This is a genomic window from Jiangella asiatica (assembly GCF_004349065.1).
Classification (GTDB): Bacteria; Actinomycetota; Actinomycetes; order Jiangellales; family Jiangellaceae; genus Jiangella; species Jiangella asiatica.
Genome location: NZ_SMKZ01000004.1, coordinates 106046 through 127859 on the forward strand (window position 1 = coordinate 106046; position 21814 = coordinate 127859).

At 72.2% G+C, this 21814-nt stretch carries 20 protein-coding genes; 6 read left to right on the forward strand and 14 right to left on the reverse strand.

The annotated features are described in order from the left end of the window. Positions 1-67 precede the first annotated feature (67 nt). Together E1269_RS04760 and dapB are read right to left on the reverse strand one after the other, a co-directional pair. The gene (locus tag E1269_RS04760) at positions 68-472 is read right to left on the reverse strand and encodes a hypothetical protein (protein WP_131892077.1); all 405 of its coding nucleotides are present in this window, start codon (positions 470-472) and stop codon (positions 68-70) included. Between the two features lie 35 nt (positions 473-507). Continuing rightward, positions 508-1248 (reverse strand): 4-hydroxy-tetrahydrodipicolinate reductase, encoded by a 741-nt coding sequence (gene dapB, locus E1269_RS04765; protein ID WP_131891909.1) that lies wholly within the window; start codon positions 1246-1248, stop codon positions 508-510. A gap of 254 nt (positions 1249-1502) precedes the next feature. Between dapB and E1269_RS04770 the strand changes: the two genes are divergently transcribed. Continuing rightward, positions 1503-2339 carry a hypothetical protein gene (locus tag E1269_RS04770; RefSeq protein ID WP_131891911.1) on the forward strand — a complete coding sequence of 279 codons (837 nt, stop codon included), beginning with the start codon at positions 1503-1505 and terminating at the stop codon, positions 2337-2339. Here the strand turns inward: E1269_RS04770 and E1269_RS04775 are convergent. Then, positions 2328-3626 (reverse strand): MFS transporter, encoded by a 1299-nt coding sequence (locus tag E1269_RS04775; RefSeq protein WP_131891913.1) that lies wholly within the window; start codon positions 3624-3626, stop codon positions 2328-2330. The two genes, E1269_RS04770 and E1269_RS04775, sit on opposite strands and share 12 nt — an antisense overlap. Positions 3627-3697: 71 nt before the next feature. On the opposite strand from E1269_RS04775, the gene E1269_RS04780 reads away from it, so the two are divergent. The 4 genes from E1269_RS04780 to E1269_RS04795 all read left to right on the forward strand — a co-directional run bounded on the left by E1269_RS04780 (position 3698) and on the right by E1269_RS04795 (position 8427). Continuing rightward, positions 3698-4657 carry a GlxA family transcriptional regulator gene (locus E1269_RS04780; RefSeq protein ID WP_131891915.1) on the forward strand — a complete coding sequence of 320 codons (960 nt, stop codon included), beginning with the start codon at positions 3698-3700 and terminating at the stop codon, positions 4655-4657. Positions 4658-4674: 17 nt separating this feature from the next. Further along, positions 4675-5136 carry a tRNA (cytidine(34)-2'-O)-methyltransferase gene (locus tag E1269_RS04785; protein ID WP_131891917.1) on the forward strand — a complete coding sequence of 154 codons (462 nt, stop codon included), beginning with the start codon at positions 4675-4677 and terminating at the stop codon, positions 5134-5136. A gap of 64 nt (positions 5137-5200) precedes the next feature. Further along, a complete protein-coding gene (locus E1269_RS04790; RefSeq protein WP_131891919.1) occupies positions 5201-6700 on the forward strand; it encodes a pyridoxal phosphate-dependent decarboxylase family protein in 1500 nt (499 codons plus the stop codon). Continuing rightward, positions 6697-8427, forward strand: a complete 1731-nt coding sequence (locus E1269_RS04795) for an HNH endonuclease signature motif containing protein (RefSeq protein ID WP_131891921.1) — start codon at positions 6697-6699, stop codon at positions 8425-8427. The genes E1269_RS04790 and E1269_RS04795 overlap by 4 nt, the downstream gene beginning before the upstream one ends. 1 nt (position 8428) lies before the next feature. On the opposite strand, the gene E1269_RS04800 is transcribed toward E1269_RS04795, so the two are convergent. From E1269_RS04800 to rpsO, 4 genes are all read right to left on the reverse strand, one after another. Then, positions 8429-8845 carry an undecaprenyl diphosphate synthase family protein gene (locus E1269_RS04800; protein ID WP_239000776.1) on the reverse strand — a complete coding sequence of 139 codons (417 nt, stop codon included), beginning with the start codon at positions 8843-8845 and terminating at the stop codon, positions 8429-8431. A 23-nt stretch (positions 8846-8868) separates the two neighbouring features. Further along, a complete protein-coding gene (locus E1269_RS04805; protein WP_131891923.1) occupies positions 8869-10221 on the reverse strand; it encodes a M16 family metallopeptidase in 1353 nt (450 codons plus the stop codon). Beyond that, positions 10196-12424 carry a polyribonucleotide nucleotidyltransferase gene (locus E1269_RS04810; protein WP_131891925.1) on the reverse strand — a complete coding sequence of 743 codons (2229 nt, stop codon included), beginning with the start codon at positions 12422-12424 and terminating at the stop codon, positions 10196-10198. The genes E1269_RS04805 and E1269_RS04810 overlap by 26 nt, the downstream gene beginning before the upstream one ends. Positions 12425-12661: 237 nt before the next feature. Next, on the reverse strand, positions 12662-12931 hold the full coding sequence (gene rpsO, locus E1269_RS04815; protein WP_131891927.1) for a 30S ribosomal protein S15: 270 nt from the start codon (positions 12929-12931) through the stop codon (positions 12662-12664). A 156-nt stretch (positions 12932-13087) separates the two neighbouring features. Between rpsO and E1269_RS04820 the strand changes: the two genes are divergently transcribed. After that, positions 13088-13873 carry a class I SAM-dependent methyltransferase gene (locus E1269_RS04820; protein ID WP_131891929.1) on the forward strand — a complete coding sequence of 262 codons (786 nt, stop codon included), beginning with the start codon at positions 13088-13090 and terminating at the stop codon, positions 13871-13873. On the opposite strand, the gene E1269_RS04825 is transcribed toward E1269_RS04820, so the two are convergent. The 7 genes from E1269_RS04825 to infB form a co-directional block, all read right to left on the reverse strand. Continuing rightward, entirely contained in the window at positions 13870-14826 is a 957-nt protein-coding gene (locus E1269_RS04825) for a bifunctional riboflavin kinase/FAD synthetase (RefSeq protein WP_131891931.1), read from the reverse strand. The genes E1269_RS04820 and E1269_RS04825 overlap by 4 nt on opposite strands. A gap of 67 nt (positions 14827-14893) precedes the next feature. After that, positions 14894-16483, reverse strand: a complete 1590-nt coding sequence (locus E1269_RS04830; RefSeq protein ID WP_131891933.1) for an MFS transporter — start codon at positions 16481-16483, stop codon at positions 14894-14896. A gap of 193 nt (positions 16484-16676) precedes the next feature. Further along, positions 16677-17120 carry a MarR family winged helix-turn-helix transcriptional regulator gene (locus E1269_RS04835; protein WP_131891935.1) on the reverse strand — a complete coding sequence of 148 codons (444 nt, stop codon included), beginning with the start codon at positions 17118-17120 and terminating at the stop codon, positions 16677-16679. Continuing rightward, a complete protein-coding gene (gene truB / locus E1269_RS04840; RefSeq protein WP_131891937.1) occupies positions 17117-17998 on the reverse strand; it encodes a tRNA pseudouridine(55) synthase TruB in 882 nt (293 codons plus the stop codon). The genes E1269_RS04835 and truB overlap by 4 nt, the downstream gene beginning before the upstream one ends. Beyond that, on the reverse strand, positions 17982-18422 hold the full coding sequence (rbfA, locus tag E1269_RS04845) for a 30S ribosome-binding factor RbfA (RefSeq protein ID WP_131891939.1): 441 nt from the start codon (positions 18420-18422) through the stop codon (positions 17982-17984). The genes truB and rbfA overlap by 17 nt, the downstream gene beginning before the upstream one ends. Positions 18423-18452: 30 nt before the next feature. Continuing rightward, the gene (locus tag E1269_RS04850) at positions 18453-18752 is read right to left on the reverse strand and encodes a DUF503 domain-containing protein (RefSeq protein ID WP_131891941.1); all 300 of its coding nucleotides are present in this window, start codon (positions 18750-18752) and stop codon (positions 18453-18455) included. 78 nt (positions 18753-18830) lie between these two features. Continuing rightward, positions 18831-21785, reverse strand: coding sequence for a translation initiation factor IF-2 (gene infB / locus E1269_RS33715; protein WP_131891943.1), 2955 nt, complete (start codon positions 21783-21785; stop codon positions 18831-18833). Positions 21786-21814: the final 29 nt, after the last annotated feature.

The window sequence follows — 21814 nt, forward strand, 5'->3', positions numbered from 1 at the left end:
CCCACCCCCCGTTTCCGCACCTACCCTTCCCGATTTCGGACCGCCTGAGAAGGCCATGCAGCCCAATTCAGAAGAGGGCGATCGCCTTGCGGGCGGCTTGGCGGGCACGGCCGCGGTCACCGGCATCGTCGTAGGCGAGGGCCAGCCGGAACCAGACCCGCCAGTCGTCCGGGCTGGCTTCGGCCTCGGCCCGTCGCCGTTCGAAGAGCTCGTCCGCCGCCGCGCGATCGGCTCGCCCGCTCGGCCGGCGCGGCAGCTCGTCGACCGGCAGGCCGCCCTGGCTCTCCAGCTCGCGGGCCAGCCGCTGCATCCACATGCCGAACCGGACTGACCGCCACAGCACCCACGCCCCGAGCACCGCGATGACCGCGACCGCCACGCCGATCGCCGCACCGGCCGCCGAGCCGGAACGGATCAGCAGCACACCGCGCCAGATCACCAGTACCAGCAGCGCGCCCACCAGGACCGCCATGCCCACGGCCCAGGCACGGTCACGTCGCGCGGTGATCACAGGTCGAGGTACTCCTCGAGCCCGACAGACAGACCCGGATGGCCCGCCACCCCGCGAATGCCCGTGAGGACGCCCGACATGAACGAGGAGCGGTCGAACGAGTCGTGCCGGATGGTCAGCGTCTCACCCACCGCGCCCAGCAGGACCTCCTCGTGGGCGACCAGGCCGCGCAACCGGACCGCGTGGACCGGCACGCCGTCGACTCGCGCGCCTCGCGCGCCGTCCAGCCCGGACTTCGTCGCGTCGGGCGCAGTGGGCGTGCCTGCCTCCTGCCGGGCTGCCGCGATCAGCTGCGCCGTCCGGATCGCCGTGCCGCTCGGCGCGTCGACCTTGTCCGGGTGGTGCAGCTCGATGACCTCGACCGACTCGTAGAACCGGGCCGCCTGGGCGGCGAAGCGCATGGTTAGCACGGCGCCGATGGCGAAGTTGGGCGCGATGATCACGCCGACCCCCGGCTGCACGGCCAGCGCCGCGCGCACCTGGTTGAGCGACTCGTCGGTCCACCCCGTGGTGCCGACGACGGCGTGCACACCCTGAGCGACGCAGTGCAGCACATTGCCCAGCGTCGCGTCGGGCACGGTGAAGTCGACCGCCACCTCGGCCCCGGCCAGGTCGCCGAGCTCGTCGCCGGCGTCGAACCGGCCAACCAGCTCCAGGTCGTCGGCCTCGCCGACCGCCCGGCACACCTGCTGACCCATCCGACCGGCAGCGCCGATCACCGCAACCCGCAGACTCATGCCGCACAGTCTCTCGTACCAGTGGTCCGGCACCACCTGCAGGTCCGTGCCACGAGGGGCATCGGGACGGCCCGCCACCACGCCCTGATACCAGGGCTCCCTTGCTCCCCGCACCCGCCGTGGATCGTGTTCTCCGGTTTCTGGGCGGCCCATCACCGGGCAAGCGCCGGCACCGCGGCCGCAGCGCGCGGGCAAGACTCCGGGCAAGCGTCTCCGACCAGCGTGGACGGTGCCTCACCCCGGAGGGAGCCACCATGTCCACCGCAGACGCCACGGCCACGGCGACCGCGCCGCCGACCACACCGCGCCGCACCGATGCCAGCCTGGTAGGGCAGCTCAATGCCGAATGGGCCCGCCTGTGTGCCGATCCGGCCACCCTGGCCGCCGTCGCGGCGTGGGGACGGCACGAGGCGGGCCTGGCCGGATGCGTGGGCCTGGCCGACGTCGAGCGAGCCACCCGGGCCCGCCCCGACGCCGTCCTGGCGGCGCTGCTGCGCCTCGGCCACGGCGGCGACCGGCTCGCGCTGCGGACGGTGTTCCAGCTGATGCTCGGCAAGGCCGTCCGCATCGCGGCCACCCACACCGGGCGCGACTCCCGGGCCAGCTTGGAGCACGCCGCGGTCACAGCGTTGTGGACCGTCGTCGCGACCTATCCGGTGCAGCGCCGGCCGGTGAAGGTGGCCGCCAACATCGCCATGGACACGCTGCGGCTCACAGTCGGCGAGCTGGCGCACCAGCGGCACGAGACACCGGCCGCGCCGCGGGACCTGCGCCCCTGCCGGCCCGCCGCGCCCCACTCCCCCGCCGATCTCGAGCTGATCGAGCTACTCGCCTGGGCCGTCGACGGTGGGGTGATCACTACCGAGGACGCCACCCTCGTCGTCGACATCTACGCGCCAGCGCCGGGACTGGCAGGCGGCAGCGCCGCGGCCGCGCGCCATGGCCTGAGCTGGCCGGCGGCCCGGCAGCGGGCCAGCCGCGCGACGCGCCGCATCGCCGAGGCAGTGCGCGCGGACGCGTCGGCGTCGCGGTCGCGGACCCACCCCGCGGGGCCGTGCACGAAGCCCGCCTCCACTCGCTCAGCCGGGTGACCGCACCGCCGCCGGGCCACGCCGAATCGCCAGCGACATCGCCGCCGCCATGGCGCACAGGGCACCGGCACCGATCCAGGCCAGGTCGTAGCTGCCGAGGTGGTCGCGGGTCAGCCCGGCGCCGAATGCCACCATCGCCGCGCCGATCTGGTGCGACGCCAGCACCCAGCCGAACACGATCGGCCCGGAGCCGCCGAAGTGCTCCCGGCACAGCGCGATGGTCGGCGGAACCGTCGCCACCCAGTCCAGCCCGTAGAAGACGATGAAGAACAGCATCGGCGGATGCACCTGGTCGGCCAGCAGCAGCGGCAACACCATCAGCGACAACCCCCGCAGCGCGTAGTACACGCCGAGCAGGAGCCGGGGGTCGAACCGGTCGGTCAGCCAGCCCGAAGCGACCGTGCCGACCAGGTCGAAGATGCCGACCACCGCGAGCAGGCCGGCCGCCGTCGTCACCGGCATGCCGTGGTCGTGCGCCGCCGGCACGAAATGGGTGCCCACCAGTCCGTTGGTCGACGCGCCGCAGATCGCGAACGTCCCGGCCAGCAGCCAGAACGTGCCGCTGCGCGCCGCCGAGGTCAGTGCCGTCGTCGCCCGCCGGGCCGCGCCCGTCGCCGGGACGGGGTCGGCGGGCGCCAGCGGCCCGGCCGCGCCGTACGCCGTCGTCCCCACGTCCTCGGGCCGGTCGCGCAGCAGCAGCACCACCAGCGGCACCGCCGCCATAGCGACGCACGACACCGTCAGCGACGCCGGGCGCCAGCCGTGGTCCTCGACGACGACCGCCAGCAGCGGCAGGAAGACCAGCTGGCCGGTCGCCGTGCCGGCCGTGAGGATGCCCGACACCAGCCCGCGCCGCGCCACGAACCACCGGTCGGTCACCGTCGCGACGAACGCCAGCGCCATCGAACCCGTCCCGAGGCCGACCAGCAAGCCCCAGCACAGCACGAGCTGCCAGCTCGCGGACATGAACACCGTCAGCCCGCTGCCGGCCGACACCAGCGCCAACGCACCGGCCACGACCCGGCGTATCCCGAACCGCTCCATCAGTGCGGCGGCGAATGGTGATGTCAGCCCGTAGAGCATGATGTTCACCGAGATCGCGAACGAGATGGTGCCGTGCGACCAGCCGAACTCGTCGTGGAACGGCTCGATCATCACGCTCGGCGTCGCGCGGAAGGCGGCCGCGCCCACCAGCGCGACGAACGCGACCAGCGCCACCCACCACGCCCGGTGGATACGCGGGAAACGCCCCGCGTGCAGGGGACGATCAGGGACTGTCTGGGTCACTCGACGATCCTGTTGCACCGGGTTCGCCGATCGCCAGTGGCCGGAGTGCCACGCTGTGCAAGAATCTGGCCATGGTCCACCGCGTCGCCGTGCTCGCTCGCCCCGGCGTCATCCCGTTCGAGCTCTCCATCCCGGCACGCATCTTCGGCATCGCCCGCGGCGGCACCGGCTCGCGCCTCTATGACGTCCTCACCTGGGCCACCACACCCGGCACGGTGCGCACCGAGGCCGACTTCGACGTCGTCGTCCGGCACGGCCCCGAGGCGCTGGAGCGCGCCGACACCGTCGTCGTCCCCGCCTCGTACCAGACCACCAGCATCTCGCGGCACGGTGCACTGCCCGACGACCTCGCCGCGGCGTTCGAGCGCATCCGGCCCGGCACCCGGCTGGTGTCCATCTGCACCGGCGCGTTCGCGCTGGCGGCGGCGGGCCTGCTCGACGGCCGCCCGGCCACCACGCACTGGCGCAGCACCGACCGCTTCCGTGAGCTGTTCCCGCAGGTCAAGCTCGACGCCGACGTGCTGTACACCGACGACGGCGACATCCTCACGTCCGCGGGGGTGGCCGCGGGCATCGACCTGTGCCTGCACATCCTGCGGCGCGACCACGGCAGTGCGGTGGCCAACCGAGCGGCCCGGCGCTGCGTCGTACCGCCGTGGCGAGACGGCGGCCAGGCCCAGTACGTCGACCTGCCGGTGCCGGAGCCGGCCGCACCCAGCACCGCCGAGGCCCGCAACTGGGCGCTGGCCAACCTCGAGCGGCCGCTGACACTGCGCGACCTCGCCTCCCGGCAGGCGATGAGCGTGCGCACGTTCACCCGGCGGTTCCGGCAGGAGGTCGGGGTCAGCCCGGGCCAGTGGCTGATCCAGCAGCGCGTCGACCGGGCCCGGCACCTGCTGGAGGCGACCGACCTGGCCGTCGACGAGGTCGCCCGCCGCTCCGGCTTCGGCACGTCCGCCTCGATGCGCCAGCACTTGCGCGCCACGCTGGGCGTGTCGCCGTCGGGTTACCGCCGGACGTTCCGGAGCTGAGCCGTACGCTCGCAGGCGTGTTCCACGTCGTCTTCCACGAGCCGCGCATCCCGCCCAACACCGGCAACGCGATCCGGATGGTCGCGGCCACCGGCGCCCACCTGCACCTGGTCCGGCCGCTGGGCTTCGACCTCCACGACGCCAAGCTGCGCCGCGCCGGCCTGGACTACCACGACCTGGCTACCGTCACCGTGCACGACGACCTCGGCGCGGCCTGGGCGGCGCTGCTGCCGGCCCGGGTCTACGCGTTCGCCACGAGCGGCACCGTCCGGCACAGCGACATCGCCTACCGGCCCGGCGACGTGCTGCTGTTCGGCACCGAACCGACCGGCCTGCCCGACGAGGTGCTGGACGATCCCACCGTCACCGAGCGGGTGCGCATCCCGATGCTGCCCGGCCGACGCTCGCTCAACCTGTCCAACTCCGCGGCCGTCGCCGTCTACGAGGCCTGGCGCCAGCACGGATACCCCGGCGTCTGAGCCTGACTAGAGGCCTCTTCCGCTCACCCGGCCGATCACACGCTGGCCGGTGTAACGTCGCGCCATGCAGCGACCCGAACCTCTGACCGACCTGGACTGGTCGAGCGAGCGGGCGACGGAGTTCGGCCGGGCCACCATGGAGCTGTGGGCCGAGTACCTGCGCCGGCTCCCCGACCTGCCGGTCATGCACCCGCACACGCCCGCGCAGACGCGCGCGGCCGTCCTCGACCGCGACGTGCCCGACAAGCCCGCCGGCGACGACGAGATCCTCACCCATCTGCGCGACGTCGTGTTCAACCACGGGACGCAGACCGGGCACGGCGGCTTCATGGCGTTCATCAGCGGCGCCGGCACCGTTCCGGGCGCGCCGGCCTCGCTGCTGGCCGCGGGCATCAACCAGAACCTCGGCGGCTGGCCGCTGGGCCCGGCCGCCACGGAGATCGAGAACCACGTGCTCGCCTGGTTCGCGGAGCGGCTGGGGCTGCCGCCGCAGGCCTCCGGCGCGTTCGTCACCGGCGGCGCGACCGCCAACCTCATGGCCCTCGCCGTCGCCCGCGACGCCCTGGCCGGCTGGGACGTGCGCCGCGACGGGGTCGCGGCCGGGCCGCCGCTGGCCGTCTACGCCTCCGACGACGTGCACGAGACGGTCGACCGCGCCGCCGACCTGCTCGGGCTCGGGACGGCGGCGGTACGGCGCATCGCCACCGACGACCGGCTGCGGGTGCGGCCGGACGCGGTGTCGGCGGCTATCGAGCGCGACCTCGCCGACGGCGTCAAGCCGCTGTGCGTGGTCGGCACGGCCGGGACCACGGAGCTGGGCGCCATCGACCCGCTGTCCGCGCTGGCCGAGATCGCGCAGCGGTACGGCTGCTGGTTCCACGTCGACGCCGCGTACGGCGGACCGGCGGCGATGGTCGACGAGCTGCGCCCGCTCTTCGCCGGCATCGAGCGGGCCGACTCCGTCACCTGCGACCCGCACAAGTGGATGAACATGCCCATCTCGGCCAGTGTCGTGCTGTTCCGCGACCCGGCCCGGCACGTCGCGGCGTTCACCCTGCAACCGGACTACACCAAGCTCGACGCCGAGGTCGAGAGCGACATGGTGCTGCGGTACCAGTGGACGCCCCAATTCACCCGGCCGTTCGACGCGCTGCCGGTGTGGGTGTCGCTGCTCGCGCACGGCTGGGACGCCTACTCCCGGCGCATCCGCCACGACGTCGACATCGCCCGCTGGCTGCACCACCTGGTGACGGCCCACGACGAGCTGGAGCCGCTGGCCGACCCCGAGCTGTCGATCGTCTGCTTCCGCTACGTGCCGCCGGCGCTGCGATCGTCGCTGTCCGATCCCGCCGTTGCGGACTATGTCGACGAGCTGAACGAGCGGATCCTCTACGCCGTCCAGCGCGCCGGGCACGTCTACCCGTCCAACGCCGTCGTCGGCGGCCGGTACGCCATCCGCGCGTGCCTGATCAGCTACCGCACCGAGGCCAACCACGTCGAGACGCTCGCCGACGAGGTCGTCCGGCACGGCCGCCGTCTGCACGCGGAGCTCCACAACCCGTGACCGTTCCATCGCCCACTGATCGTCGCGGGGTCGCCGCCCACCCGCGGGGCCGGTTCGCCGAGTCGCTGTTCCATCGGTCGCGCCGGACGTTGTCGGTGGGTGCGGATAGAATAGTTCACATGTTCGAGAAAGGTGATCTGAGTGCTGATTCGTGGGTTTCTCGTGACCCGCGCACCGGTGTGTGGGTCACGTTTGATCCGTGGGAGCTTCCCGACGACACCGATCGGGTGCAGGTGCTGCCCGATGGGCTGATCGACGACGATCTGACCACCCTGCTGGACGACGGTGTCCGCGACGCCGCCGGCGAGCCGCTGCCTGTGGAGGGGGTGCCGACCGGTCCCGGCTTGGCGGCCGTGCTGGCCGGTCTCGATGTCCCAGCGGTGTCAGCGTACGAGGTGGTGGAGGCCGCCGCCGGGTGGGCACGGTTGATCTCGTGGGCGCAGGCCGAACAGGCGCGGGTGCTGGCCGAGCTGGCGTCGCGGCCGGAACTGCGCCCGGCTGACACCGGCTACCGGTCGGTGAACCCGATCACCAACACCGCCCTGGAGGTGGCTGCCCGCACGGTCACGACGACCCGGCAGGCCGAGAACCTGGTCGGGCACGCCGTCCAACTCACCGAGGATTTCCCCGCCACCCACGGGGCACTCCACGCCGGATTGATCGACGAACGCCGCGTGAAAGTGATCACCGGCGAGTTGGGTGGCCAGGACCCGGCCATACGGGCCCGGGTCGAGGCAGCCGTCCTCCCAGCCGCGCCGGCCATGGACACCGTCGTGCTGCGCCGCCGCATCAAGGAACTGTTGCACGAGCTCGCCCCGGTCACGACCGAGCAGCGCTGCCAGAACGCGAGGGAACGCCGCGACGTGACCGTCACCCCCGCCGACGACGGGATGGCCTACCTGGAGGCATTCCTGCCCGCCGAGGACGCGGTCGCGGTGCACACAGTCCTGGACGCCGCCGCACGCACCCTCAAACGCGACGACGCCACCACCGGGCAGGCGCCACGTACCGCCGCGCAGCGCCGCGCCGACGCCCTCGCTGCCCTGGCTTGGACCGGACTGACCACCGGCCGCATCGGTGGAACCGGCCACGCCACCACCACCCACCGGCCCGGTTGCCCCTGCACTTGCACGAGCCCCGGTCACCGCGGCCACGCCACTGACGGCAGCGACGCGATCCCGGCGCCGGTCCCGCTCGCGGCCGCGCACGGCCGGCCGGTCACCGTGCAGGTCACCGTCCCGTTCACCGCCCTGATCGGGCTGGACGACCAGCCCGCCGATCTGCTCGGCTACGGGCCGATCCCGGCCCACGTCGCGCGGCACCTTTCCGCGGGCGGGATATGGCGATGGGTCGGCACCGAACCGGCCACGGGCCGCTACCTCAACCACGGCACCACCACCTACCGGCCCACCCAGGCGCTCATCGACCACGTCATTCTCCGCGATCGCACCTGCCGGACGCCTGGGTGTCACCGCCCGGCGATCCGCTGCGACATCGACCACCGCATCGCCCACGCCGACGGCGGACCGACCAGCGCGTGCAACTGCCAACCGCTGTGCCGGCAACATCATCTGCTCAAACACCGCGGCGGCTGGCACATCAGCGTGATACCCGACGGGGCCACCATCTGGGCCAGCCCGACCGGCCACCGCTACCTCAAGCGGCCCGAACCCATCGGCCCCACCCTGAAACCCCCACCTTGCCCCGACGACCCACCACCGTTCTGAGTCAGCGCACCGCGGGGGCCCGGCGCCGGTGGCTGAAGGCGCGCAGCGCGCGGAGGAAGTCGGCCTGGCCGAACCCGGGCCAGTAGACGTCGCAGAAGTACAGCTCCGACTGGACGGACTGCCAGAGCAGGAAGCCCGACAGCCGCCGCTCCCCGCTGGTGCGGATGACGAGGTCGGGCTCCGGGCGGCCGTCGTAGCCGATGGCGACCGTGAGCTCCGGCCCGTCGATCCGGCCCGCCGTCGCCGCGACCGCGGCGGTCAGGATGTCGCGGGTGGAGTCCAGCAGCAGGTCCGTCCGGCCGGCCACGTGCAGCCGCCACCGGTGCTCGGGCCGCAGCAACCGCGTCTGGACGGCCTCCTCGACCATCCCCATCAAGAACGCCACCTCGGCCGAGTCCCGCTTGCGCAGGTTGTCCACGGAGGCGGCAGAACCGACAACGCTCAGGCCAGAGCGGCTTCGAACCGGGCGGCCTCGTCGAACGGGCCGACGACGGCGAGCGTCGGCGAGGCCGGCAGCAGCGCCTGGGCCAGCGCGGCGACGTCGTCCATGGTGACGCGGTCGACCCTGGCGATCAGTTCGTCGACGCTGGGCAGCTCGTCGTAGACCAGCTCGGCCTTGGCCAGCCGGCTCATCCGGGCGCTGGTGTCCTCCAGCCCGAGCACCAGGCCGCCGCGGGCCTGGCCCTTGCCGCGTTCGAGCTCCTCGGCGGTGATGCCGCCGCGGACCACCTCGGCCAGCACGGTCCGGCACAGCTCGAGCACCTGGTCGACCTTCTTCGGCTGGCATCCGACGTACACGCCGAGCAGACCGGCAGCGGCGTGCTGGGCGGCGTAGGAGTACACCGAGTACGCCAGCCCGCGCCGCTCGCGGACCTCCTGGAACAGCCGCGACGACATGCCGCCGCCGAGCGCGGCGTTGAGCACGCCAAGGGCGAAGCGGCGCTCGTCGTTGCGGGCCAGGCCAGGCACCGCGAGCACGACGTTGGCCTGCTCGGTGGGACGCTGCAGCAGCGTGACGCCGCGGCCCGTGCCCGGCGCGTCGCCGCCGGTGCGCGGCGCGGCCGGCGCGTCGGAGGAGTCGAGGTATCCGGCCGCCGCGAACGCCTTCTCGACCAGGGCGACGACGTCGTCGTGGCGGAGGTTGCCGGCGGCCGCGACGACCATGTTGCGGGCCAGGTAGTGCCGCCGGTAGTACGCGTTGACGGTGTCGCGGGTCATGCCGGTGATGCTCTCGACGCTGCCCAGGATGGACCGGCCGAGCGGGCTGTCGCCCCACATCCGGCTGGCCAGCAGGTCGTGGACGGCGTCGGAGGGATCGTCGTCGCGCATCGCGATCTCTTCGAGCACCACCTCACGCTCGCTCTCGACGTCGCCGGGAGCGATCAGCGACGAGGTCACCATGTCGGCGACGACGTCGACGGCAAGCGGGAGGTCGGCGTCGAGCACCCGCGCGTAGTAGCAGGTGAACTCCTTGGCGGTGAAGGCGTTGATCTCACCGCCGACGGACTCCACGGCCGCCGAGATGTCCAGGGCCGAGCGATTCGGCGTGCCCTTGAACAGCAGGTGCTCCAGGTAGTGGGTGGCGCCGGCTTCGGCGACGTCCTCTTCGACCGAGCCGACGCCCACCCAGATGCCGAACGACACCGAGCGCACGGTGGGCACCGCCTCGGTGACGATGCGCAGGCCTCCGGGGAGGACGGTGCGGCGGACGAGCCCGCCTTCCTCCTCCCCCAGGAGAGTCCGCGTGGACGGCGTGGTCACGCGGCCGTCAGACGTTGACAGCCTCGGTGGCATCGGCCGACCCCTCCTCGACGACGGGGGTCAACGCGAGCTTGCCGCGGTCGTCGATCTCGGTGATCTCGACCTGGATCTTCTGCCCGACGGAGACGACGTCGTCGACGCTCTCGACCCGCTTGCCTCCGGCCAGGGCGCGCAGCTTGGAGATGTGCACCAGGCCGTCCTTGCCCGGCAGCAGCGAGACGAACGCGCCGAAACTGGTCGTCTTCACGACGGTGCCGAGGTAACGCTCGCCGACCTCCGGCATCGTCGGGTTCGCGATGGCGTTGATCTGGGTCCGCGCCGCCTCGGCGGACGGGCCGTCGGCCGCGCCGATGAAGATGGTGCCGTCGTCCTCGATGGCGATCTCGGCGCCGGTGTCGTCCTGGATCTGGTTGATGACCTTCCCCTTGGGGCCGATCACCGCGCCGATCTGGTCGACCGGGATCTTGATGGAGATGATCCGCGGCGCGTACGGGCTCATCTCGTCCGGCACGGAGATGGCCTCGGACATGACGTCGAGGATGGTCAGCCGGGCGTCGCGGGCCTGCTGCAACGCGGCCGCCAGCACGGACGCCGGGATGCCGTCGAGCTTGGTGTCCAACTGCAGCGCCGTGACGAACTCGCGCGTGCCGGCGACCTTGAAGTCCATGTCGCCGAACGCGTCCTCGGCACCGAGGATGTCGGTCAGCGTGACGTACCGGGTCTCGCCGTCGACCTCACCGGAGATGAGCCCCATGGCGATGCCCGCCACCGGGGCACGCAGCGGCACACCGGCGTTGAGCAGCGACATCGTCGACGCACACACCGAGCCCATGGACGTCGAGCCGTTGGAGCCCAGCGCCTCGGACACCTGCCGGATGGCGTAGGGGAACTCCTCGCGGGCCGGCAGGACCGGCAGCAGGGCCCGCTCGGCCAGCGCGCCGTGACCGATCTCGCGCCGCTTGGGCGACCCGACCCGGCCGGTCTCGCCGGTCGAGTACGGCGGGAAGTTGTAGTTGTGCATGTAGCGCTTGGACTTCTCGGGCGCGAGCGTGTCGAGCTTCTGCTCCATGCTGAGCATGTTCAGCGTGCTGACGCCGAGGATCTGGGTCTCGCCGCGCTCGAACAGCGCCGAGCCGTGCGCCCGCGGGACCGGGCCGACCTCGGCGGACAGCGTCCGGATGTCGGTGAGGCCGCGGCCGTCGATACGGACCTGGTCGCGCAGCACGCGCTCGCGGACCAGCGCCTTGGTGAGCGAGCGGAATGCCGCGCTGACGTCCTTCTCGCTACCTTCGAACTGCTCGGCGAGCCGGGCCTTGACATCGGCCTTGATCTCGTCGAGGCGAGTCTCACGCTCGGCCTTGGCGGCGATGGTCAGCGCCTTGGCGAGCTCGTCGCGGCTGGCGGCCTCGACGGCGGCGTAGATCTCGTCGGTGTAGTCCAGGAAGATCGGAAATTCAGCGGGCTCCTTGACTCCATCTTCCAAAATGGCGTCGGCGAGCTGACGCTGCGCCGTCGCGAGGGCGGTGACGAACGGCTTGGACGCCTCTAGCCCGGCGGCCACGACCTCCTCGGTCGGCGCGGTGCGCCCGGCCTGCACCAGGTCCCAGGTCTCGGCGGTCGACTCGGCCTCGACCATCATGATGGCGACGTCGCCGTCGGGGAGCACCCGGCCGGCCACGACCATGTCGAACACGGCCTCGGAAAGTTGGGAGTGGTTCGGGAAGCCGACCCATTGGTCGTCGATCAGGGCGACCCGCACCGCGCCGATCGGGCCCGAGAACGGCAGCCCGGACAGCTGGGTCGATGCGGACGCTGCGTTGATGGCCACGACGTCGTAGAGGTGATCGGGGTGCAACGACATGACCGTCATGACGACCTGGACCTCGTTGCGTAGACCCTTGGCGAACGTCGGGCGCAGCGGGCGGTCGGTCAGCCGGCAGGTGAGGATGGCCTCTTCGCTGGGCCGGCCCTCGCGGCGGAAGAACGAGCCGGGAATGCGTCCCGCGGCGTACATGCGCTCTTCGACGTCGACGGTCAGCGGGAAGAAGTCGAGGTGTTCCTTGGGCTGCTTGGAGACCGTGGTGGCCGACAGCAGCATCGTCTCGTCGTCGAGGTAGACGACGACGGAACCGGCGGCCTGCTGTGCCAGCTGGCCGGTCTCGAAGCGGATGGTGTGGGTGCCGTACTTGCCGTTGTCGATCACGGCTTCGGCGGTGTGGATCGCAGGACCCGTCATGGGTCGTCCTCCTGGAAATCACGGGAGGCCGCTCGAATGAGATCACGTACGCACCGGTCTTCGATGGAAGCCCGCGGACTCGCCCGGCGGATGCCCGCCGGGGCCCGAGAGCCACAACCGAGGACCGGCCTGCTGCGTTCAAGCCGGCCACCCTGATCGGGTTGGTCGTGTGTTCAGTTGTCCGAGCAGAACTGAGGGGAGCGGCTCCCGGACGGGGACCGCTCCCCTCGTGTCAGCTCAACGACGCAGACCGAGCTTCTCGATCAGCGCACGGTAACGTGCGATGTCGATCCGCTGCAGGTACTTGAGCAGCCGACGGCGGCGCCCGACCAGCAGCAGCAGCCCCCGGCGGCTGTGGTGGTCGTGCTTGTGCACCTTGAGGTGCTCGGTGAGGTGGTTGATGCGCTGGGTGAGCAGCGCGACCTGCACCTCCGGCGAGCCCGTGTCGCCCTCAGTGCGAGCGTGCTCAGCCATGACTTCCTGGCGGGTCTTCGTGTCGGTCGGCACGGGACTCCTTGTCTGTATCTCGTTGCGCGGCGCAACCGGGCATGTCCACCGGAGCACTCTGGAACCGCGGCCGTTATGACGGCGGCGCCAAGGATACCAGCGTGCGCCCGTCCAGGCCGAATCGCCGGCCACGACGCGGTGCTACGGTCCTGCGCCATGACCGGCAGCATCTGGGATCGGGCAGCGACCCACTACGAGCGTACCGGCGTGGAGTTCTTCGGCCCGCTGGGCCGCGAGCTGGTCGCGCGGGCCGGACTGCGCGACGGCGACCGCGTCCTCGACGTCGGCACCGGCCGCGGCGACGTGCTCATCCCGGCCGCGGCAGCTGTCGGGCCGTCCGGGCAGGTCGTGGGCGTCGACCTCTCCCCCACCATGGTCGGGCTCACCGCGGACGACCTTCGCGAGCGCGGGATCGCCCAGGCGAGCGTGCGGGTGGGCGACGCCGCCGCGCCGGGTTTCGCGCCCGCGAGCTTCGACGCCGTCCTCGGCGGGTTCATGCTGTTCCTCGTGCCCGACGCCGGCATGGCGCTGCGCGCGTACCGTCGCCTGCTGGTGTCCGGTGGCCGGCTCGCCGTCAGCACGTACGGGCTCCCGGATCCGCACGCGAAGGACGCCCGTGCCCGGCTGCGCCGGCGCGCCGGACTCGGACCGGACCGCCCCGACGTATTCGACGACGCCGCGGCACTCGCCGCGCTCGTCCGGGGCACCGGGTTCGACGACGTCGCCGTCGAGGACGTCGCCGTTCCGATCACCTTCCGTGACGTGCGGCAGTGGTGGGCGTGGGCCTGGTCGGTCGGCTATCGCGGCGCGCTGGAACGCATCGCGCCGGCCGACCTGCCCGCGGCCCGCGACGACGTGGCCGACGCCCTCGCCGGTGCTCGCCGGCCGGACGGCTCGCTGCTGATCACCACCGGCATCCGGTTCACCACCGGCACGGCCTAGACGCCGAGGACGACGCGGGCCTTGGCGACGTCGTCGTGCATGGTGTCGACGAGCTCGTCGACGGAGTCGAACCTGAGGGTCGGGCGCAGCCGCTCCACCAGCTGGAGCAGGACCTCGTCGTCGTAGAGCTCGAGGTCGGTGCGGCCGATGACGTAGGCCTCGACCCGGCGGGTGGCGCCGTCGAAGGTGGGGTTGGTGCCGATGGAGACCGCCGCCGGCATCAGCTCCGACGGGGCCGGGTCGCGGCCGGCGGTGCGGGTCAGCCAGCCGGCGTATACACCGTCGGCGGGGACCATGCCGTCGCTGTCGGGCGCGAGGTTGGCCGTTGGGAAGCCGAGGTCACGTCCGCGCTGGTCGCCGCGGACGACGCGGCCGCGCAGCCGGTGCGGCCGGCCGAGGATCTCCGCCGCGCCGGCCACGTCGCCGGCCGCCAGCAGCTCTCGCACCCACGTCGACGACCAGCGGCGATGCGCGCCCGGGGTGCTGACGTCGTCGATGACCTCGACCGTGAAGCCGTGCTCGGCGCCCAGCTCGACCATCGTGGACAGGTCGCCGGTGTTCTGCCAGCCGAACCGGACGTCGTGGCCGACGACCACGGTGGCCGCGCGCAGCCCGTCGACGAGGTAGCGGCGCACGAACTCCGCGGGCGACTGGTGGGCGAACTCCCACGTGTACGGCTGCACGAGCACCGCGTCCAGGCCCGTCTCGGCCAGCAGCTCGAGGCGGTCGCGGATGCCGGTGATGAGCTCCGGCGCCCGGTCGGGCCGGTGCAGCCGCAGCGGGTGCGGGTCGAACGTCATGGCGACCGCGCGGGTGCCGGCGGCCCGGGCGTCGGCGACCATGCGCGTCAGCACCTGTCGGTGGCCCAGGTGAACCCCGTCGAAGTTGCCGATCGTGACGACCGACGGCCCGAAGCCGGGCGGGACCTGGCCCAGCTCGGTCCAGCAGTGCACGTGTGCTCCCGTGGGTGGGTGTCGGAGGCGGCCCCGTCGCCCTAGGGCAACGGCTCCGCCACCGACATTATGCCCGGGCGGGTGCCTCCTCCAGGTCGGCCGGTACCGGCGCGGCCACCGTCGTCCGCAGCGACGACTCGCGCATGAACAGCACCGCGACGAACGCCGCCAGGGCGATGACCGCCGAGATCAGGAACACCAGGGCTGTGGCGTCACCGTAGGCCTGCTCGACGACGACCCGGACCGGCCCGGGCAGGCCGCTGAGGTCCAGCGACGTCGACCCGCCGTCCTGGGTGGCCGCCTCGGCGCCCGGGGTGGACGCCAACCCGTCACTGATGAGGTTGGTCACGTGGGTGGCCAGGATCGCGCCCAGGACGGAGACGCCGGCCGCGCCGCCCAGCGAGCGGAAGAACGTCACGGTCGACGTGCCGGCGCCCAGGTCGCGGTAGTCCAGGCCGTTCTGCGCCGCGAGGACGAGGTTCTGCATGCTCGCGCCGACGCCGGCCCCGAGGATCGCCATGTAGACGCCGATCAGGACCAGCGACGTGGCGTGGTCGATCGTGGCCAGCAGGGCCAGCCCGACGACGATCAGCGCGGTGCCGCCGACCAGGAACCTCTTCCACCGCCCGAACCGGGTCACCAGCTGGCCGGTGAGGGTGGAGGCGACCAGCAGGCCCACGATCATCGGCAGGGTGAGCAGGCCGGACTCCGTCGGCGAGTAGCCGCGCGCGATCTGGAAGTACTGGCCGAAGAAGACCGACGAGCCGAACATCGCGATGCCGATGGCGACGCTGGCGATGATGGCGAGCACCATGGTCCGCTGCCGCATCAGCCGCGGCGGCACGACGGGGTCGCTGACCCGCCGCTCGACCACGACGGCCAGCACGATCAGCAGCAGGCCGCCGATCACGAGCGCGGCGCTCTGCCAGGACAGCCAGGCGAAGTCCTTGCCGGCGAGGGTGACCCAGATGAGCAGCACGCTGATGCCGCCCGGGATGAGCATCGCGCCCTTCCAGTCGATCTTGGTCTCGGCGCGGACGATCGGCAGATGCAGGGTGCGCTGCAACAGCACGAGGGCGACGACGGCGACCGGCGCGCCCACCCAGAAGCACCAGCGCCAGCCCAGAGCGGAGTCGACGAGGAACCCGCCGAGCAGTGGTCCGCCGACCGTGGCCACGGCCATCACCGCGCCGAAGTAGCCCATGTAGCGGCCCCGCTCGCGCGGGCTGACCATCGAGGCCATCACGATCTGCACCAGAGCCTGCAGGCCGCCCAGGCCGAGGCCCTGCAGCACCCGGAAGCCGATGAGCGCCTCGGTGTTCTGCGAGAACCCGGCCAGGATCGACCCGATGGCGAACACGGAGATGGACAGCTGGACCAACAGCTTCTTGCTCATGCGGTCGGCGAGCTTGCCCCAGATCGGCGTGGTGGCGGTGGCGGCCAGCAGGGTCGCGGTGACGACCCAGGTGTACTGGTCCTGGTTGCCGCCGAGGTCGGCGATGATCCGCGGCAGCGCGTTGGCCACGATGGTGCCGGACAGCATGGCGACGAACATCGCGAGCAGCAGGCCCGACATCGCCTCCAGGACCTGCCGGTGGCTCATGGCCGGTTCGGCCTCCTCCGGCGCCGCGTCCCGCGAGTCGGCAGCTGTGCTCATGTGATCGTCCCCTTCGTTTCGAGCGCGCGGTCCCCGGCCGGGCCGTCGCACCGGCCGGCCCGCAGAGCACGTCGGGACGGCGGGCCACGAGTCCCCGCTCGACCAGCTCGTCCCAGACCTCCCGGCCCACGACGTCACCACCTCGGATGGTTGCGTGCTGCAACTATATAGTCAATGGTTGCAGCACACACCCTTATTCCGGGGTGATCGACGCGTTGAGCCGTGCCAGCAGTACGACCAGCGTGTCGACGTCGGAGTCGGGCCAGTCCGCCAGCGCGTCGCCGAGCCAGCGGCCGCGCGCCGCGCGCAGTTCCCGCACGAGCGCCAGGCCCTCGCCGGTGACGTGGATGAGCCGGGACCGCCGGTCCATCGGGTCGTGGACGCGCTGGATGAGACCGTGCGTCTCCAGCTGCGTGATCTGCCGGCTGACGGTCGACTTGTCCAGGCCGAAGCGATCGGCGAGGTCGCCCGCGCGCAGGTCGCCGCCATCGGCGAGGGCGCCGAGCAGGCCGTAGGAGGAGATCTCGATGCCGGCGTCGACCTGCCGGGCGAGGTCGATCGACAGCCGCCGCACGCGCCGCCACAGGAGACCGAGCTCGGACTCGAGCCGCTCGTTGACGTGCTGCCGATCCGTCATACGAACACCGCCACGTGCTTGGCCCGAGAACCGCGGTCCTCGGTCAGGGAGAGCAGCGTACCGTCCGGGCCGAACACCGCCACCGGGCCCGGCCCGAGCCCCGTCGCCGGCAACGGCATGCCGTGCGCGACCTTGCCGGCCGTCTCGGCGTCGACGTCGAACCGCGGGAACGCGGCCGCGGCCGCGTCGGCCAGGCTGATGAGCGAGAACGTCTCGGCCAGCTGCTCCAGCGTGCGGGCGACGTCCAGCCGGTACGGGCCGACGGCGGTGCGGCGCAGCGCGGTCAGGTGCCCGCCGATGCCCAGCGCCGCACCCAGGTCGCGGGCCAGCGCCCGGATGTAGGTGCCGCTGGAGCACGCCACCTGGACGTCGAGGTCGGTGTACGGGCCCTCGCGCCGCGTGGCGATCACCCCGAACCGGCTGACGACGACGTCGCGGGCGGGCAGCTGGACGTCCTCGCCGGACCGGACCCGACGGTACGAGCGCACCCCGTCGATCTTGACGGCTGACACGGCGCTGGGCACCTGCTTGATCGGGCCGGTCAGCTCCGTGACGGCCGCGGCGACGGCGTCGTCGGTGACGGCGGACGCGTCGGCGCCGCCGGTGATCTCGCCCTCGGCGTCGTCGGTGACCGTGGTCGCGCCCAGCCGGATGGTGGCCTCGTACTCCTTCTCGCTCAGCGCGAGGTGGCCGAGAAGCCTGGTCGCCTTGCCGACACCCACGACCAGCACGCCGGTGGCCATCGGATCGAGGGTGCCGGCGTGTCCGACCCTGCGGGTCCCGGCCAGCCGGCGTACCCGGGCGACGACGTCGTGCGAGGTCCAGCCGGTCGGCTTGTCGACGACGACCAGGCCAGCGGGGTCAGAGGTCGTCCTCATCGTCCTCGGCCGGCTTCTTGTACGGGTCGGGGTCGCCGGCGTACTGGGCTTCGGCGGCGGCCCGGGCTACCTGTTCGTCGGACTCGCGGGCCGCGCGCAGCAGGTCGTCGATGTTCGCGGCGTTCTCCGGAATGGCGTCGGCGACGAACTCCAGCGTGGGCGTGAACCGCACGCCGGTGCGCCGGCCGACCTCGGAGCGGACCAGCCCTTTGACACTTTCCAGCGCGGCCGCCGTGGCGGTGCGCTCCTCCTCGTCACCGTAGACGGTGTAGAAGACGGTCGCGTCGCGCAGGTCGCCGGTGATGCGGGCGTCGGTGACCGTGACGAAGCCCAGCCGGGGGTCCTTGACCCGCCGCTCGAGCGTCTCGGCCGCGATCTCGCGGATCCGGTCGGCCAGCTTGCGTGCCCGCGCAGGATCGGCCATGGACGTACTCCTTCTGATCTACCGGCTGAACTACCGGTCGTCTTCGTCGTTGTGGATGCGGCGGCCGGTGGACAACAACTCGATCTCCGGCCGCCGGGCGACGTGCTGCTCGACCGCGTCCAGGACCTCGGCGCACCGGCGTTCCTCTGCCGAGACGACGGCGACACCGATCTCCGCGCGCCGATGCAGGTCCTGATGGTTCACCTCGGCGACGGCGACCTCGAACCGCCGCCTGAGCTCGGCCACGATCGGCCGCACGTAGGCGCGCTTCTGCTTCAGCGAGCGCACGTCACCCAGCAGAAGGTCGAAGGTGATCGTTCCGACGAACACCGATTCTCCAAGAAGCCCTCACGAGGGAGTTCTCCCGCCCGCACAGGCAAGCATCCCCTGCCTGTGCGGGCGGAAGCCTCAGCCGCGCGGCTTCTCCTTCATCTCGTACGTCTCGATGCTGTCGCCCACCTGGATGTCGTTGAAGTTCCCGAGGCTGATACCGCACTCGAACCCTTCGCGGACCTCCGTGACGTCGTCCTTCTCGCGCCGCAGGGACGCGACAGTGAGGCTCTCGCCAACCACAACGCCGTCACGGACCAGCCGCGCCGACGCGTTGCGCCGGATGAGGCCGTTGGTGACCATGCAGCCGGCGATGTTGCCGACGCGGGACGAACGGAACACCTCGCGGATCTCGGCGGTACCGAGCTGGACCTCCTCGAACTCCGGCTTGAGCATGCCCGTGAGGGCCGCCTCGATCTCCTCGATCGCCGAGTAGATGACCGAGTAGTACCGGATCTCCACACCCTCGCGGTCGGCCAGGTCCTCGACCGTCCGGCTCTGCGGCCGGACGTTGAAGCCGATGATGATGCCCTGGTCGATGGAGGCGAGGTTGACGTCGTTGGCCGTGATGGCACCGACGCCGCGGTGGATGATGTTGAGGCTGACCTCGTCGCCCACGTCGATCTTGAGCAGGGCGTCCTCGAGCGCTTCGACCGAGCCGGACACGTCGCCCTTGAGGATCAGGTTCAGCGTCTCGACCTTGCTCTCGGCCATGAAGCTCTCGAGCGTGACCCGCTTGCGCGCCTTGGCCAGTGCCGCGTTGCGCTCCATCGCCTCGCGCTTCTCGGCGATCTGGCGCGCGGTGCGGTCGTCGTCGGCGACGAGGAACTTGTCGCCGGCACCGGGCACCGCGGTCAGGCCGAGCACGAGGACCGGACGCGCGGGCTGGGCCTCCTCGACCGGCTTGCCGTACTCGTCGAGCATGGCCCGGACCCGGCCGTAGGACTGGCCGGTGACGATGGCGTCGCCCGGGCGCAGCGTGCCTCGCTGCACCAGGACGGTGGCCACCGGGCCGCGGCCGCGGTCGAGGTGACCCTCGATCGCCACGCCGCGGGCCGCCATGTCCGGATTGGCCCGCAGGTCCAGCGCCGCGTCGGCGGTCAGCAGGACGGCCTCGAGCAGCTTGTCGATGTTGATGCCCGGCTTGGCCGCGACGTCGACGAACATGGTGTCGCCGCCGTACTCCTCGGCCACCAGGTTGTACTCGGTGAGCTGCTGGCGGATCTTCGCCGGGTTGGCACCCTCGACGTCGATCTTGTTGACCGCGACGACGATCGGGACGCCGGCGGCCTGGGCGTGGTTCAGCGCCTCGATGGTCTGCGGCATCACGCCGTCGTCTGCCGCGACGACCAGGATGACGATGTCGGTCACCTGGGCACCACGGGCACGCATGGCGGTGAACGCCTCGTGACCCGGGGTGTCGATGAACGTGATCGCCCGCGGCTGGCCCTCGTGCTCGACGGACACCTGGTAGGCACCGATGTGCTGGGTGATGCCACCGGCCTCGGACTCGACGATGTTCTCCTTGCGGATGGCGTCCAGGAGCTTCGTCTTACCGTGGTCGACGTGGCCCATGACGGTGACCACCGGCGGCCGGGGCAGCAGCGACTCGTCGCCGCCCTCCTCGGCGTCGAAGTCGATGTCGAACGACTCCAGCAGCTCGCGGTCCTCGTCCTCCGGCGACACCATCTGGATGTCGTAGCCGAGCTCCTCGCCCAGCAGCTTGAAGGTGTCCTCGTCCACCGACTGGGTGGCCGTCACCATCTCGCCGAGGCCGAAGAGCACCTGCACGAGCTGCGCGGGGTCGACGTCGATCCGCTCGGCGAAGTCGGCCAGGGACGCGCCGCGAGGCAGCCGGACGGCTTCGCCGTTGCCGCGAGGCAGCCGCACACCACCGATGGTGGGCGCCTGCATGTTGTCGTACTCCTGGCGCTTCTGCCGCTTGCTCTTGCGGCTCTTCGCCGGCTTCCCGCCAGGACGGCCGAACGCGCCGGCCGTGCCACCACGGCCGCGGCCGCCGGGACCGGGACGGCCACCGCCGCCACCGAACCCACCGCCGCCGCCGGGACGGCCGCCGCCACCGGGGCCGCCGAACCCACCGCCGCCACCAGGACGACCACCGCCGCCACCGGGACGGCCACCGCCGCCACCGGGACCGCCACGGCTCGGACGCGCGCCACGGTCGCCGCCGCCACCGCCACCGCCGCCACGCTCGGAACCGGGACGGCTGGACGGCCGCGGCGGCATCATGCCCGGGTTGGGCCGAGGACCGCCGGGACCGGCCGAACCGCCCGGACGCGGCGCCGGCGCACCGGACCCACCGCGCCCTTCGGCGTCGCGGCGCTGGCCGGGCCGCTGCATGCCGGTGGAACCACCGGACGAGAACGGGTTGTTGCCCGGACGCGGACCGCCGCCGGGGCGGGGCCGGCCCATGCCGGTGCTCTCGCCACCGAACGGGTTGTTGCCCGGACGCGGACCGGACGTGCGCGACGCCGGGCCGGGCTTGGGGGCACCCTGACGCGGGCGCTCCTGGCCGGGGCGCGGCGCGCCCTGGGCCGGCCGCTGGCCCTGGTCACCCTGGCGCTGGCCGGGGCTCGGTGCCCCCGGACGCGGCGCCGGGCCGGGCTTGGGACCACCCTGACGCGGACTCGGGCTCGGACCCGGGCGCGGTGCCGGGCGTGCCGGTGCGGCCGGTGCCTGCGTTTCGGCGGCCGGTGCGGCCGGTGCCTGCGTTTCGGCGGCCGGTGCGGCCGGTGCCTGCGTTTCGGCCGCCGGTGCGGCCGGTGTCGGCGCGGCGGGTGCCGCTGCCGGCGTGCTCGGGCGTGCGGACACGCCAGGTCGACCAGGCGCACGCTTGGTGGGCCTGGTGGATGCTTGGTTGGCGAACGCCTCCCGCAACCTGCGGACGACGGGAGCCTCGACGGTCGACGATGCCGACTTGACGTACTCTCCGAGGTCGCCCAGCTTGCCGAGGACGTCCTTGCTCGTCACACCGAGCTCTTTGGCGAGCTCGTGTACCCGGACCTTTGCCACTGCTCTCCTTCTCGGCCCGGGCGTGTCGG

Bases quoted from the DNA above. Each gene is read 5' to 3' on its own strand.
- E1269_RS04760 (WP_131892077.1), bottom strand. From the start codon at position 472: ATGGCGGTCCTGGTGGGCGCGCTGCTGGTACTGGTGATCTGGCGCGGT.
- dapB (WP_131891909.1), bottom strand. From the start codon at position 1,248: ATGAGTCTGCGGGTTGCGGTGATCGGCGCTGCCGGTCGGATGGGTCAG.
- E1269_RS04770 (WP_131891911.1), top strand. From the start codon at position 1,503: ATGTCCACCGCAGACGCCACGGCCACGGCGACCGCGCCGCCGACCACA.
- E1269_RS04780 (WP_131891915.1), top strand. From the start codon at position 3,698: ATGGTCCACCGCGTCGCCGTGCTCGCTCGCCCCGGCGTCATCCCGTTC.
- E1269_RS04790 (WP_131891919.1), top strand. From the start codon at position 5,201: ATGCAGCGACCCGAACCTCTGACCGACCTGGACTGGTCGAGCGAGCGG.
- E1269_RS04805 (WP_131891923.1), bottom strand. From the start codon at position 10,221: ATGCCACCGAGGCTGTCAACGTCTGACGGCCGCGTGACCACGCCGTCC.
- E1269_RS04810 (WP_131891925.1), bottom strand. From the start codon at position 12,424: ATGACGGGTCCTGCGATCCACACCGCCGAAGCCGTGATCGACAACGGC.
- E1269_RS04820 (WP_131891929.1), top strand. From the start codon at position 13,088: ATGACCGGCAGCATCTGGGATCGGGCAGCGACCCACTACGAGCGTACC.
- E1269_RS04830 (WP_131891933.1), bottom strand. From the start codon at position 16,483: ATGAGCACAGCTGCCGACTCGCGGGACGCGGCGCCGGAGGAGGCCGAA.
- E1269_RS04835 (WP_131891935.1), bottom strand. From the start codon at position 17,120: ATGACGGATCGGCAGCACGTCAACGAGCGGCTCGAGTCCGAGCTCGGT.
- truB (WP_131891937.1), bottom strand. From the start codon at position 17,998: ATGAGGACGACCTCTGACCCCGCTGGCCTGGTCGTCGTCGACAAGCCG.
- rbfA (WP_131891939.1), bottom strand. From the start codon at position 18,422: ATGGCCGATCCTGCGCGGGCACGCAAGCTGGCCGACCGGATCCGCGAG.